The sequence below is a fragment of the Hymenobacter sedentarius genome (genome assembly GCF_001507645.1).
Lineage (GTDB): Bacteria > Bacteroidota > Bacteroidia > Cytophagales > Hymenobacteraceae > Hymenobacter > Hymenobacter sedentarius.
On record NZ_CP013909.1, the window covers coordinates 2159214 to 2172502 of the forward strand.

The window sequence follows — 13289 nt, forward strand, 5'->3', positions numbered from 1 at the left end:
TAAACTGTTCGCGGAAAGGTCCTATAAACAACCCAAGGCCCTACTTCTTATCCAGAAACTGGAATATCCTTTTGTATGCCTCTTCCAGCTCGCTGGCGGTAGGGCTGTGGTGTCCTTCCGGCACAAACAGCACGGTATTTTTATGCTGGTTTTGCTGGAGCAGGCCCACAAACCGTTCAAAGGTGACTGGCGGAACCTGGTCGTCCTGGCCGCCGTGCCAGATAAAAAAGGGCGGGTCCTGCGGGTCGAAATAGGTGAGGGGCTCGTACTGCCGGGTCACTTCTTTCGGCGCGTACCCAGTGGTTTCGGGGAACAGCGCCAGGCCAATGGCCTTCATGACCGGCACCGGGTGGTTCATGAATACCGTTTCGACCACGTCGAGCCCGCCCACCGGGCCGGAGAAGTTGACCACGCCAGCAATGCGAATGCCCGCCGCCAACGGGTGGGGGTACGTGGGGTCGTTGGCGGTCACCGCCACCAGGCTGCCAATGTGGGCGCCCGCAGAAAAGCCCGTGAGCACGACCCGCTCCAGGTTCAGGGGGTAAGCGTCGGAGTGCGCCCGGAGGAAGTTGAGGGCCAGCGTTAGGTCTTCCGTGGCCACGGGAATGCCCTTTTTGAGGCGGTAGTTGAGGTTGACGACGGTGACTCCTTTCTTCAAATAGGGCCGGATGTAGCGTTCTTCCTGGGCCTTGTCGCTGAGGTAATATCCTCCGCCGTGCAGAAACACGATGGTGTAGTTTTTGGTGTGCCGTTTCGGGGCGTCCGCGAACAGGTAGAGGTCGAAGGTTTGCGCTTTATCTGCCCCGTAGGCAACGTCTTTGGTGATGGTGTAGGCTGCCTGGACTTGCTCAGGGGTTTTGTCGGCCACCGCAGCCAATTTCACAGAACAGGAGGCCAGAGTCATTAAAGTGGCGACACGGAGCCAAAACAGTGAGAGATGCATGAGAGACAGAGGAGTTGGGGAAAAGCCGGTGAAAGTCCAGCGTGGGGAGGCCGGGTCGCAACGAAACGGGTTTCTCCGGACGTTACCTGCTGGGCTAAAAGTAAGCGCGGGCTGCCCTTATCCTGGCAAGGGGCCACAGCGGCCCAGTGCTGCAGTGTCAGCAGCTGCGCTACGCCGTGATTATCGAACGCGTGCAAACTTGCAACGCCAAATCATGACCGTCATGCCGAGCGCAGCCGAAGCATCACTGTGTCGGAAGTGATGTGCGCCATTACAACGAAGCGGTAGAGATGCTTCGGCTGCGCTCGGCATGATGGACCTTTACTGAAATTCCCACCACCAATTATGACTCCCACTCTCGAAAACTATACCCTCGGCCGCTGGACGCCCGGCGGCAGCGCCCCCCAGGAACTGCTCGACGCCAGCACCGGCGAGGTCATTGCCCTGGCCAATACCGAAGGTTTCGACTTCGCTTCCATCCTGAATTATGGACGGCGCGTGGGCAACCCCAAGCTGCGCAAAATGACGTTCCACGAGCGCGGCCGGATGCTCAAGGCGCTGGCCTTCCACTTGCAGGAAAAGAAGGAGATTTTCTACGAGTTGAGCTACCGCTCCGGCGCCACGCGCGCCGACTCCTGGATTGACATCGAAGGCGGCATCGGCAACCTGTTTGCCAATGCCTCGCTGCGCCGCAAGTTTCCCGACAAGCCGTTTTACGTGGAGGGCGAGCCGGTAGGGTTGTCGAAGGGCGACACCTTCATGGCGCAGCACCTGCTGGTGCCCCGCGAAGGCGTGGCCGTGCACATCAACGCCTACAACTTCCCCATCTGGGGCATGCTGGAGAAAATTGCCGTGAACCTCTTGGCCGGCATGCCCGCCGTGGTGAAGCCGGCCGTGCCCTCGGCCTACCTCACCGAGGCCGTGGTGCGCGAAATCATCGCCTCCGGCATCCTGCCCGAAGGCGCGTTGCAGCTGGTGGTAGGCTCCGGCCAGGGCATTCTGGACCACGTCACGTACCAGGACGTGGTGACTTTCACCGGCTCGGCGGCCACCGGGCGCAAGCTGCGCACCCACCCGCGCATCATTGAGGAGGCCGTGCCTTTCACCATGGAAGCCGATTCGCTCAATGCCGCCGTGCTCGGAGTAGATGCCCGGCCGGGTACGCCCGAATTCGACTTGTTTATTAAGGAAGTGCGCAAGGAAATGACGGCCAAGTGCGGGCAAAAATGCACCGCCATTCGCCGCGCCATTGTGCCGGAGAGCCTGCTTGAAGACGTGCAGATTGCCTTAGGCAAGGCCCTGGCCCAGACCACCGTCGGCCACCCGCAGGCAGAGGGCGTGCGCATGGGCGCGCTGGCGGGGCGGGCCCAGGCCGAGATATTCCGCGAGCGGGTGCGGCACTTAGCCCAACACACGCCCATCGTGTACGGCGACCTCGAAAATGTGGAAGTGCTGGGCAAGGAGCGCGGCGCCGACTACGCCAAGGGCGCCTTCACCTCGCCCATCGTGCTTCTAAATAAGGAGCCCTTCCGCCACCTCGACAGCCACGAAATCGAAGCCTTCGGCCCGGTGGTGACGCTCATGCCGTACCGCGATACCGACGAGGCCGTGACCCTGGCCAACATGGGCAAAGGTTCGCTGGTGTGCTCGCTGGCCACCAACGACCCGCGCACGGCGCAGGATTTCGTGCTGGGCGCCGCCACCCACCACGGCCGCATCCTGGTGCTGAACGGCGAGATGGCCAAGGAAAGCACCGGGCACGGCTCGCCGCTGCCTCAGCTCATCCACGGCGGCCCCGGGCGGGCCGGCGGTGGGCAGGAGATGGGCGGCATCCGTGGGGTGGAGCATTTTATGCAGCGCGTGGCCCTGCAGGGCTCGCCGAGCATGATTACGGCCATCACGGAGGTATACCAGACCGGTGCCAAGCAAATCGAGAAAGACAAGCACCCCTTCCAGCATTACTTCGAGGAACTGGAAATCGGCCAGACCTACACCACCCACAAGCACACCGTGACGGAAGCCGACATCACCAACTTCGCGCAGGTGTCGGGCGATAATTTCTACGCCCACGTCGACGCCACTTCGCTGGAAGGCACGCTCTTCACCGGGCGCGTGGCCCATGGCTACTACATACTGAGCAAGGCCGCCGGCATGTTCGTGGACCCGCGCAAGGGGCCCGTGCTGCTCAACTACGGTCTGGACGAATGCCGCTTTACCAAGCCCGTGTACCCCGGCACCACCATCGGCGTGACGCTCACGGTGAAGGAGAAAGTGGGCCAGGAAAAGCGCGACGAAACCGACGTAGCCAAAGGCATCGTGCGCTGGCTCGTCACGGTGACTGACCAAACCGGGGAAACCGTGGCCGTCGCCACCATTATGACCATGGTTAAGAAAAAGAACCAGGAATAGCTTTTCTAATGGAGCGGGACGTGCCGACTAACAGTTGCACGGCTCGCTCTATTGGTCCCATCCACTGAAACTCCGCATGTCCACATTAGCTACTCCCGCCACTGGCCGGGTCACCGCATCAGCCAACGCCGAGGGCGTGGCCACCATTTCCTTTTTTCATCCCGCGCACAACTCCTTGCCCGGGTCCCTGCTCACTGAGCTGGCCCAGACCATCACGGCCGTTGGGCAAGATGCCAAAACGAAGGTCATCATCCTGCGCAGCGAGGGCGACAAAACCTTCTGCGCCGGCGCCAGCTTCGACGAGCTGGTGGCCATTGAGAACGAAGCGCAGGGGCTGGCGTTCTTTTCTGGCTTTGCCCAAGTGATTAACGCCTGCCGCACCTGCCCCAAAGTCATCATTGGCCGCGTGCAGGGCAAAGCCATTGGCGGTGGGGTAGGGGTGGCCGCGGCCACCGACTACTGCTTTGCCACCGCCCAGGCGTCGGTGAAGCTAAGCGAGTTGGTGGTTGGCATCGGCCCGTTTGTGGTAGGGCCCGCCGTGGAGCGGAAAATAGGCGTGTCGGCCTACTCGCAGCTGGCCCTGGATGCGGCCGAATTTCGCTCGGCGCAGTGGGCCAAAGAGCAGGGCCTGTACCAGGACGTTCTAGACACCGAAGAGGCGCTGGACGCCGCCGTGCAGGCATTCGCCACCAAGCTCACGGCCTACAATCCCGAGGCCCTAACCGACCTAAAGCGCGTCATCTGGGAAGGCACTGAACACTGGGATACACTCCTGGTAGCGCGCGCCGCCATCAGCGGGCGGCTGGTCCTGTCGGACTTTACCCGGCAGGCCATTCAGCGGTTCAATGCCCGATAAGCCGCATCCCCAACACACAAAGAAGCCTCTAGCACAATGCTAGAGGCTTTCTTGTGGTCGTGTTAGGCCCGAAAATCACTTATTGAGCAAGCTTTAAGTACTCACGCACAAGTAAAATATATAGAAAAAGACGGTCATGCTGAGCTTGTCGAAGCATCTCTACCGCAGCAGTAATCAATGCTAGCTCAACGAAGCGGTAGAGATGCTTCGGCTGCGCTCAGCATGACCCTACGGTTACTTATGCACGACTACTTAACCCGGTTTCTTTGGCCTCTTTGACTGTTTGAGGCATAATAGTTTCTAGTCTGATAAGGCCTGATATAGGAGAGTTGAGCCATAGGTCCTCTGACGGGTCTTCTGTCTGTTCCCTCATTCTGCTTGGGATAATAAATCAACTAAAATAAGGCATCGACGCATCCTTAACCAGGTGCTTAGAATGGCTAAACATCTTCTCAGTCCAGACAGCCTGGGGCTAAGTTGAGCAGCCAGCGGGGAGGCTCGCGCTCCAGCACCAATGCCCCCAGGTTCAGCCAGGCTCCGGTGCGGTCGAGTACGGCCGAGTCGGCGGTCACGACGACATCTGGGGTTTCGCTTAGCTCGACGTCGGGGTTCATCACGACCTCCACTCTCCAGGGCAGCCCAAGCTCGGGCCCCAGCTCCCGGAGGCGCGCGGCGAGCCGGCCGCTGTTGGACACGGGCTGGTCGAGCAGCCACCGCACGGGGCCGGGCGCGAGTGGGAGCAGCACAGCGGCCGTCAGCCGAATGGCCCGGTCGGTTTCCTGCACGGCCCGGTAGGTGCCGTGGATGCTCGCCAGGTCGCGCAGCGCCCCGTCGCGGCCCCGCAGCACCACGCCGCCACTCAGGGCCGTTTCGAGCAGGATAATCAGGTTGAAGCCATCGATGGACACGGGCCGGCCGCGTAGGGCCGCGGGCGGCAGCTGCGTGGCTTTGCGCCGTTGGCATTGCTCGTCGGTACAGGCGGCGCGGCCCACGGCCCAGCGCTGGCGCTCGGTCAGGGCGTAGCGGTCGCCCACCAGCTTGATGGTACTGCCGCGTGGGTACCCGCGCGTGAGCAGCCACGACAACTCCTCCACGGCGCGCCTCAGCACCGGTAGCCACTGGGGCGCAAACAACTGAGCATCGGCCGGGTGCGGGCCGCGGTGGCGGGTGTCGGCAGGGCGCATAAATGAATCGTTAAGGAACCGCGGAAACTGTAATACACTGCTCGCTCCCCGCCGGGTTGCCGGAGGTGCCAGCTGCCCGAAAAAACGCAAACGCTCCGGCGGCCCGGAATTTGAGGGCACCTTTGTTATCTAATTACAAGAGTTGACGGGAATGAATGCAACGGAGCAAGAAGAGAGAGAATACCTGGAAGTAATCAAGGAGAAACTGGCGCTGGCTATCCGGCGGGGAGACGACGCCGTCAAGCAGTTTTCCGACGAGCTCCGGCAGAAAAAGGAGTACATCCACGAGCATCAGTCCGGCATGGACGACGCCGACATGGTGGCCGCCGGCCAATCGATTAACCGCATGGCCTTTACGGGCGAGGCCGCCGTGGCCCGGAAACGCAAGCTCCTCAAGCTGGCGCAATCCCCCTACTTTGGCCGCATTGATTTCACGCCCCAGGGCCAGGCCACCATGCCGGTGTACATCGGCGTGCATTCCTTTACGGACGAGCGGCAGCGCCAGGGCCTGATTTACGATTGGCGGGCACCCATTTCGTCCATGTTCTACGACTTCGAGCTGGGGGATGCCGCCTTCACCACTCCTTCGGGGGAGGTGCAGGGCACCATCGACCTCAAACGGCAATACAAAATCCGGGACGGGCGCATGGAGTTCCTGATTGAGAATGACGTGAACATTCACGACGACGTGCTGCAGCGCGAGCTGGCCAAGTCCAGCGACGACAAGATGAAGAACATCGTCGCGACCATCCAACGGGACCAGAACGCGGTGATTCGCAACGAAACCGCCTCGGTGATGGTCATCCAGGGCGTGGCCGGGTCGGGCAAAACCTCCATTGCCCTGCATCGCCTGGCGTTCCTCTTGTACCGCTACCGGGATACCATTGCGGCCAAGGACCTGCTCATTATCTCGCCCAATAAAGTCTTCGCCGACTACATCTCCAACGTCTTGCCCGAACTGGGCGAAGAACACATTCCCGAGCTAGGCATGGACGAGCTGGCGGCCGACCTGCTCGGCAACCAGTACCCCTTCCAGACCTTCTTCGAGCAGGTGTCGGCGCTGCTGGAAAACCACGAACCCGCGTTTATTGAGCGCATCCGGTTCAAGTCCTCGTTTGAGTTTCTGAGCCAGCTCAACCAGTACCTGCTGCACGTGGAGAACCACTACTTCACCGCGGCCGAGCTGCGGGTGGGCCCCCTGCGCATTCCCGCGGCGTTCCTGCTGGAGCGGTTCAAGGCCTACCACCGGGTGCCGCTCTTGAAACGCTTGCCGCTGGTGGCCGAGGACGTGCGGACCTACGTGCGCGACGCCACTCGCCGCAAGCTGACCGGGCAGGAGAAGGCCACGATTGGGGAAGCTGTTCCCCGTATGTTCAAGTTCCACCAGGTGCTGGACCTCTACCGGGACTTTTACCGCTGGATTGGGAAGCCCGGGCTCTTCCGCATCGACCACCGCATGCACTTGGAATACGCGGACGTCTTCGCTTTCATCTACCTGCGCATCCGGCTGGAAGGCCTCACCGCCTACGAGCACGTGAAGCACCTGCTGGTGGACGAGATGCAGGATTACACCCCCGTGCAATACGCCGTGTTGTCCCGCGTGTTCGGGTGCCGGAAGACCATCCTCGGCGACGTAAGCCAGACGGTGAACCCGTACAGCGCTTCCTCCGCCGAGGCCATCGAACGCGTCTTCCCGCAAGCCGAGGTGGTCCGGCTCTACCGCAGCTACCGCTCCACCGTCGAGATTACGGCCTTTGCGCAGCGCATCACGCCGAATCCCCACATCATCCCGCTGGAACGGCACGGGCAGGCGCCCGTAATAGCGCGCTTTGGCAGCAAAGACGAGGAATTAAAGGCTATCCAGGAGCTGATTGCGACCTTCCAGCGCTCGGGAAACAATTCCCTGGGCATCATCTGCAAAACCCTCCGGCAGGCCAGGCAGGTGCATGAGGCGCTTAAAGCCCCTGGCGTTCATCTGCTCACGGAGGAGTCTACAACCTTCAAAGAGGGGGTGGTCATCACCACGGCCCATTTGGCGAAGGGGCTGGAGTTTGATGAGGTCATCGTGCCCTTTGCCTCCGCTCATACTTATAAAACGGAGGTGGATAAGAGCATGCTCTACGTCGCCTGCACCCGCGCCATGCACCAGCTCACGCTGACGTATTCGAAGGACATAACTCCCTTCTTGTCTGCCTAAAAGGCATTGGCCGCGGGTCTGTTCTTCGAAGGCTCTGCCCAACCGCTCAGATAGTCTCGATGGGGTGCGTGGGTAACAGACAATTCCCTTGCCGATAAGCTAATCTTATTAGGCTTTAATAGACGGCGGTAATGAGGTAGCAGGGGCGTTCTACCTAGTGTTAAACGGCCATCCCAACCGGGCCGATTGATTCACTCCTGCCAAGTCTTATCTGAACCCCCACAAAAAGCTCGTTTACTACACGGGTATCCTTGAAATGCAAAAGGCCCTTCACGCTAGCGTGAAGGGCCTTTTTGGTGGTCGTGTAAGGACTGCCCACTTCCGGTTGTCACCTGTTGCCTTACGCCATATAATGCTCTCCTATTGCCTGTAATGGCATTTTTGGGTGCGGTTAGAATCAGGAATGACTAGTTATAGTCGGAAGTTTTGTCCCGTGACTTGTCCCGTGGCAACACCGCGACTACCTTCGTCGACTCACTTTCCTATATAGCAAATGCTGCGGACCAAGTACTATCTAACCGATGCCAAATCAGCGGGTGAAACGGCGCTGTATGCCGCTTGTTACCTGGAAGGGCAGCGCAAAAAAAATCTATTTGCCTACCCTAACGGTGAAGCCCGAACAATGGGACGCAAAAGCCCAAAAGTACCGGCGCAACTACGCTGGCTTTTCCGATGCCAACCACCTGCTGAAGAAACTGGCCGAAGGACTCGAAGCGGCCCATCTGCTACACACGGCAAAAGGGAAAGTGACCACGGTGGAGGACCTGCGCGCCGTGGCGGCGCGCTTCACGTCCGGCAAGCAAGCCCAGCCGCCGGCGGGGCTGCTGGAGCATTTGGATACGTGGATTGAGTCGGCGAAACGCGACCGGGCCCCGTCCACCATCAAGTCCTATAACACCCTGCGGCAGCACCTGATTGCTTATTCAAAGCTGCGGCGGCTTCGCTTGGAATTCGCCTCGTTGGACGTCCCGTTTTGCGAAGCATTTAAAAGTTACTTGCTCAAGACCATGAGCATGGGCAATGCGTCCGTCAACAACCAAGTGAAGAACCTGAAGGTGTTTCTGGGACAAACCTTCGAGCAAGAGTTGCACGAGTACGCCCACTTCAAACGCTTCCGCAAAATGGAGGCCGTTGCGCCGGAGGTCGTGTACCTCACGGCTGCCGAGAAAGCCCGCCTTTTTGCTCTTCCCCTGGCCCACATTCCGTACTTGGAACAGACCCGCGACATCTTTCTGTTCGAGTGCGAGACGGGGCTGCGCTTCTCCGACGTACAGGCCTTGCGGGCAGAACAAGTCACCAAGGATTCGCTGGTCCTCACCACCCGGAAAACGGGTGATTTGTTGAAGGTGCCCCTTTCTCCGGTTGCCCAAGGCATTATTGCGCGCTACGCCGGGCGAGCGGATGGTCGGGCCCTGCCCGTGATAAGCAACCAAAAAACTAATGCCCACCTCAAGACCTTGGGCAAGCTGGCGCGCATCGACGCCCCGACCACGACCAGTCAACACAAGGGCTGCGAGCGGGTGGCCACCACCCGGCCCAAGTACGAACTAATGGGCACCCACACGGCCCGTCGCACCTTCGTTACCCTGGCCTTGGAAGGAGGGATGCGACCGGAAACACTCATGCGCATTACCGGACACAAGGACTACAAGATGCTTCACCGCTACTTGAAAATCACCGATTCCGTGGTGCAGGATGAGTTTGCTCAGTACCTGGAGCGGCAGGCCAGTCCGTTGATGCGGATAGCAGGGTAGGGGTTGTCCAGGGGTTTTCAACCCGTTGTTGATGAGGAGCAAGTCAAGTGCAGGGTTGGGGATTTCATTCGTATCCAATATCCAATAGAAGCAAACCCACCGTTTTCCTGAACGGGCGATCTAGGGGGTCGCTTCGGCCGGGGGACACACCCAGTGCGAAAGGCGGTCGCCCCGGCGAACGGTGAGCGCGCGGGCGTGGGCCGGTTTGCGGATCAGGTCGCCGGGGCGAAGGTACTGGTTCAGGTCCTGCTCGTCCGCCGGGGCCGCGGCGGGCGCGGGGACGAAGGCGCGGAAGTCGTAGGAGGGGCGGCGCCGGCCGTCGAGGAAGAACCCGTGCGCGTGCCGGCTCTGCCAGTGCCCGCTGACGCGGCCCGTGACGGCTGTCTCGTAGCCGACGGCGCGGCAGGCGAAGCCGGCCCGGAGCGCGGAGGGCAAGGCCAAGTAGAGCAGCAGGGCCGCGGCCCCGAGCAGCAGGATGCGGGTCGATGACCTGGCGGCAAGGTACGGCGTGGTTGGGGGTAGCACTCAGACTGTTTGAATAAACAACTGCGCTTTCCCTTTCTTGCAGAGATGAAACCCCTGTGCTTCCTTGCTCGGCTGCTGTGTTTCTTTCTTCTGAGCGCGTGTTCCCAACAACCGCCCGCAGAGGTGAGCGCGGTGCCCTCGGCTCCCCCTCCCCCTCCCGGTTCGATTGACCGCACCGACTCCACCTGCCGCGCCGAGCTCCGGCGCGCGCACGCCGATGCCCAGCGCGGGCAGCTCACCTACTTCCTCTTCCGGCGGGCCCGGTACGCCGACGACTTGGACACGTTCCTTCGCAGGTACGGCCTCCGGTTTCGCTACAACCCCATGAACTGCACGCTGGAGGACCTCTGCTACGCCCACTACATGGACAGCGTCATCGCCCGGGGGCACGGCCCGGCCTTTCTGGACCGCCTCAAACAGAAAGCCGACCAACGGTTTCTCTCGGCGTGGCCGACGCGTAACTACTGGTACTGGGACCTGGACGTTCCGCCGCGAGGCCGCGTCGAAGACGTGGAGGCCTACGTAACGGCCCACTTGCCGCGTCCCCGGGGGTGGGACACGCGCCCCGAACTCGGGCTCTTCGGTGAGCTTGCCGAGCGCCAGTACCTATTCGCCACCCTCACCGTGGACCGTACCGGCCAGCTGGGAAGCATCCGCTTTCCCGCCGACAGGCCCGGCAATGTCAAAGCCACCAACCGCCGCTTCCTCCCCGCCATCCAACGGGAAATCCGTCGCCTAATCCGCACGGCGGGGCCCTGGCAGGCCGGCCAACTCGCGGGCCATGCCGTGAGCGCGACGCTTTACGTGGACGTGACGCTTAATCCAGAACAGATGCCGCGAACGCCTGATGCCCGCAACAACCAATAGGAGATGCTACCGGGGGTACGGTAACGCTCCTTTTCCGAAACGCTACGCGTTTACCTTGCCACCGTTTTTGTAAACTCACGCTCTCGGTCATTACTGGTATTTCCGACCCTTTGGTTGTCAGCCCAGTGGGTGATTACATGCGCCGTATTGGGGCGTATCTTGCCCACTGAAAGCTTCCTGTTTTACTATGCTTATTTCCACTTCCGTGCCGGGCTTGCGGCGTGGCCCCCGTCCTTATGCGTTTCGTTTTTTTGCTGGTCGCCGTCTGGCTGCTGGCCTTGCCCGCCCGGGCCATGCCCGTCGCCCCCGATACCACCGTGCTGCGGGTAACCCGACTGCCCGCTGCCGGCTTGTTGTTGACTCAGGGCTGGCGCTACCACCCCGGCGACAATCCGGCCTGGGCCCGTCCGGAATTTGATGATAGCGCCTGGGACACCCTTAACCCCACCCGGCCCCGGCGGGAGTTGCCGCCGCGCCTGGGCTCCGGCATCGGCTGGCTGCGGCTGCGCTTTCGGTTCAGCGACTCGTTGCGCCGACGGGAACTACAGCTCGTTACCTCGCAGCTAGGCGCCGTCGAAATCTACCTTAACGGGCAGCTGCTGCGGCGCCGGGGCACGCTGAGCACCAACCCGGCCCTGGTGCGGGCGGCCGGCAACACCCACACGCCTGTGGCATTGCCCGGCAGCGGCCTCACCGAGCAAGTGCTGGCTCTGCGCTTAGCGCCCCAGCCGCTGTCGCCGCTGCTGACTACGGGGCAGGTCCCGCTGCTGCGCCCGCGTCTCTACACCGTGCCACATTACCACCAGCTGGAGGCTCAGAGTGCGAATTTCCGACTGCTTTATTTTGGGTTGGGCAGCGCCTATGTGCTGCTCACGCTGCTGCATCTGGTTTTCTCCTACTATAACCCCACGCAGCGCACCAACCGCTACTTTGCCCGCTACACCCTCACCGGCGCCGCGGCCGGTTTTTTTACCTGCCTTGACAACGCAGAGGACTTTGCCTCCCTCGGCACGGGCGTATGGGTGCGGAGCCTTGTGTTTGTCTGCAGTTTCGCGAGCCTGTGCTGGCTGGTGCGGTCGGTGTATGCCCTGTTTGACTTCCGGCCCGGCCGGATATACGGGAGCCTGCTGCTGAGCGGCGCTGCCCTACTGCTGCTCGTGCAGCTGGCGCATTCCGCTGTGCCCGGATACGTGGTCGCCTACCTGGCATTGGGGGCGCTGGGCTACGTCGAGATGCTGCGCCTGACGCTGCTAGCCCTGCGCCAGCGGCGGCGAGGGGCGCGCCTGGTGGGAGCCGGTTTTGGCGGCGCCTTACTGCTGGTGCTGCTGAACCTGGGGCTAAATGTCCTGGGGATAACTCTAGGACCTGCTTGGCTGGTTGGGAACGTGCTGATTATTTTGGCCAGCCTGCTGCCGGCGCTGGCCATCTCGCTGTTTCTGGCCCGCGAGTTTGCCCTCGGCGCCGAGCTGCTGCTGGTGAAGCTGGGCGAAGTGGAAAGGCTTTCCGCGCAAACACTGGCGCAGGAACAGGACAAACAGGCCCTGCTGGCCCGGCAAAATGAAACGCTGGAACATCAGGTGCAGCAGCGTACGAGTGAGCTGCAGCGCTCCCTGACTGACTTGCAAACCACGCAGGCCCAGCTCATCCAAAAGGAGAAGCTGGCGAGTCTGGGCGAGCTGACGGCGGGCATTGCTCACGAGATTCAGAACCCACTCAACTTCGTTAACAACTTCTCCGAAGTGAGCACCGAGCTGGTGGTGGAACTCCAAGAAGCGCTGGCAAAGAGTGATACAGTCGAGGCTGCCGAGTTGGCGGGTGACGTCGCCCAGAACCTGGGCAAAATCACCGAGCACGGCAAACGGGCGGCGGCCATTGTTAAGGGCATGTTAGAGCACAGCCGCACCAGCACCGGAGAGCGCGCTCCCACGGACCTCAACGCGCTGGCCGATGAGTACCTGCGCCTGGCCTACCACGGGTTACGGGCCAAAGACAAAAGCTTCAACGCCGAGCTCCGGACCGACCTAGCGCCGGACCTGCCGCTGATCAGCGTGGTGAGCGGCGACGTGGGCCGGGTGTTGCTCAACCTGTTCAGCAACGCCTTCTACGCCGTGCAGCAGCGCCAGCAAGCCGGCGAGGCCGGCTACCGGCCCACTGTGAGCCTGACGACCGCGCGCGTGAACGGGCACGTCGCCATCCGGGTGCGGGACAACGGCACGGGCATGAGCGCGGCCGTGCAGGCTAAAATCTTCCAGCCCTTTTTTACTACCAAGCCCACGGGCGAGGGCACGGGCCTAGGCTTGTCCTTGAGTCACGACATCATCGCCCAAGGCCACGGCGGCGGCCTGACGGTCGAGAGTTTAGAGGGGGAGGGCACCACCTTCTCGGTGAGCCTGCCCCTGAACGGCGCCGCTCACCAACCGGCAACCTGAACGCTCGTTTTTCGCTTTCGACCGTTTGAGTAAACTTATGAATTAGCCAGCTGTGTCTGACCAACTGCATTTGTGCTACTCTGACCGCTTGGCTTGGATCCCCACACGGAGGAATGGAACTCGAC

At 61.4% G+C, this 13289-nt stretch carries 9 protein-coding genes; 6 read left to right on the plus strand and 3 right to left on the minus strand.

What is annotated here, in order from left to right:
• Positions 1–40: 40 nt before the first annotated feature.
• Positions 41–883: an alpha/beta hydrolase gene (locus AUC43_RS09065; protein ID WP_068192123.1), complete on the minus strand. Its 843-nt coding sequence runs from the start codon at positions 881–883 to the stop codon at positions 41–43.
• A 405-nt stretch (positions 884–1288) separates the two neighbouring features.
• Between AUC43_RS09065 and paaZ the strand changes: the two genes are divergently transcribed.
• Positions 1289–3352 (plus strand): phenylacetic acid degradation bifunctional protein PaaZ, encoded by a 2064-nt coding sequence (gene paaZ, locus AUC43_RS09070; RefSeq protein WP_068192125.1) that lies wholly within the window; start codon positions 1289–1291, stop codon positions 3350–3352.
• Positions 3353–3428: 76 nt separating this feature from the next.
• A complete protein-coding gene (locus AUC43_RS09075; protein WP_068192127.1) occupies positions 3429–4208 on the plus strand; it encodes an enoyl-CoA hydratase/isomerase family protein in 780 nt (259 codons plus the stop codon).
• Between the two features lie 452 nt (positions 4209–4660).
• Here AUC43_RS09075 and AUC43_RS09080 read toward each other — a convergent pair whose 3' ends face one another.
• Entirely contained in the window at positions 4661–5392 is a 732-nt protein-coding gene (locus tag AUC43_RS09080; RefSeq protein WP_068192129.1) for a DUF434 domain-containing protein, read from the minus strand.
• A 151-nt stretch (positions 5393–5543) separates the two neighbouring features.
• On the opposite strand from AUC43_RS09080, the gene AUC43_RS09085 reads away from it, so the two are divergent.
• Together AUC43_RS09085 and AUC43_RS09090 are read left to right on the plus strand one after the other, a co-directional pair.
• Complete coding sequence (locus AUC43_RS09085; protein ID WP_068192131.1) at positions 5544–7589, plus strand: HelD family protein; 2046 nt, start codon at positions 5544–5546, stop codon at positions 7587–7589.
• A gap of 608 nt (positions 7590–8197) precedes the next feature.
• Positions 8198–9343 (plus strand): site-specific integrase, encoded by a 1146-nt coding sequence (locus tag AUC43_RS09090; protein ID WP_068192133.1) that lies wholly within the window; start codon positions 8198–8200, stop codon positions 9341–9343.
• 120 nt (positions 9344–9463) lie between these two features.
• Here the strand turns inward: AUC43_RS09090 and AUC43_RS09095 are convergent, their stop codons facing one another.
• The gene (locus tag AUC43_RS09095) at positions 9464–9868 is read right to left on the minus strand and encodes a hypothetical protein (protein ID WP_068192135.1); all 405 of its coding nucleotides are present in this window, start codon (positions 9866–9868) and stop codon (positions 9464–9466) included.
• 132 nt (positions 9869–10000) lie between these two features.
• On the opposite strand from AUC43_RS09095, the gene AUC43_RS09100 reads away from it, so the two are divergent.
• Together AUC43_RS09100 and AUC43_RS09105 are read left to right on the plus strand one after the other, a co-directional pair.
• Positions 10001–10735, plus strand: a complete 735-nt coding sequence (locus tag AUC43_RS09100; RefSeq protein WP_157781007.1) for a hypothetical protein — start codon at positions 10001–10003, stop codon at positions 10733–10735.
• A gap of 236 nt (positions 10736–10971) precedes the next feature.
• The gene (locus AUC43_RS09105) at positions 10972–13164 is read left to right on the plus strand and encodes a sensor histidine kinase (RefSeq protein ID WP_068192145.1); all 2193 of its coding nucleotides are present in this window, start codon (positions 10972–10974) and stop codon (positions 13162–13164) included.
• Positions 13165–13289: the final 125 nt, after the last annotated feature.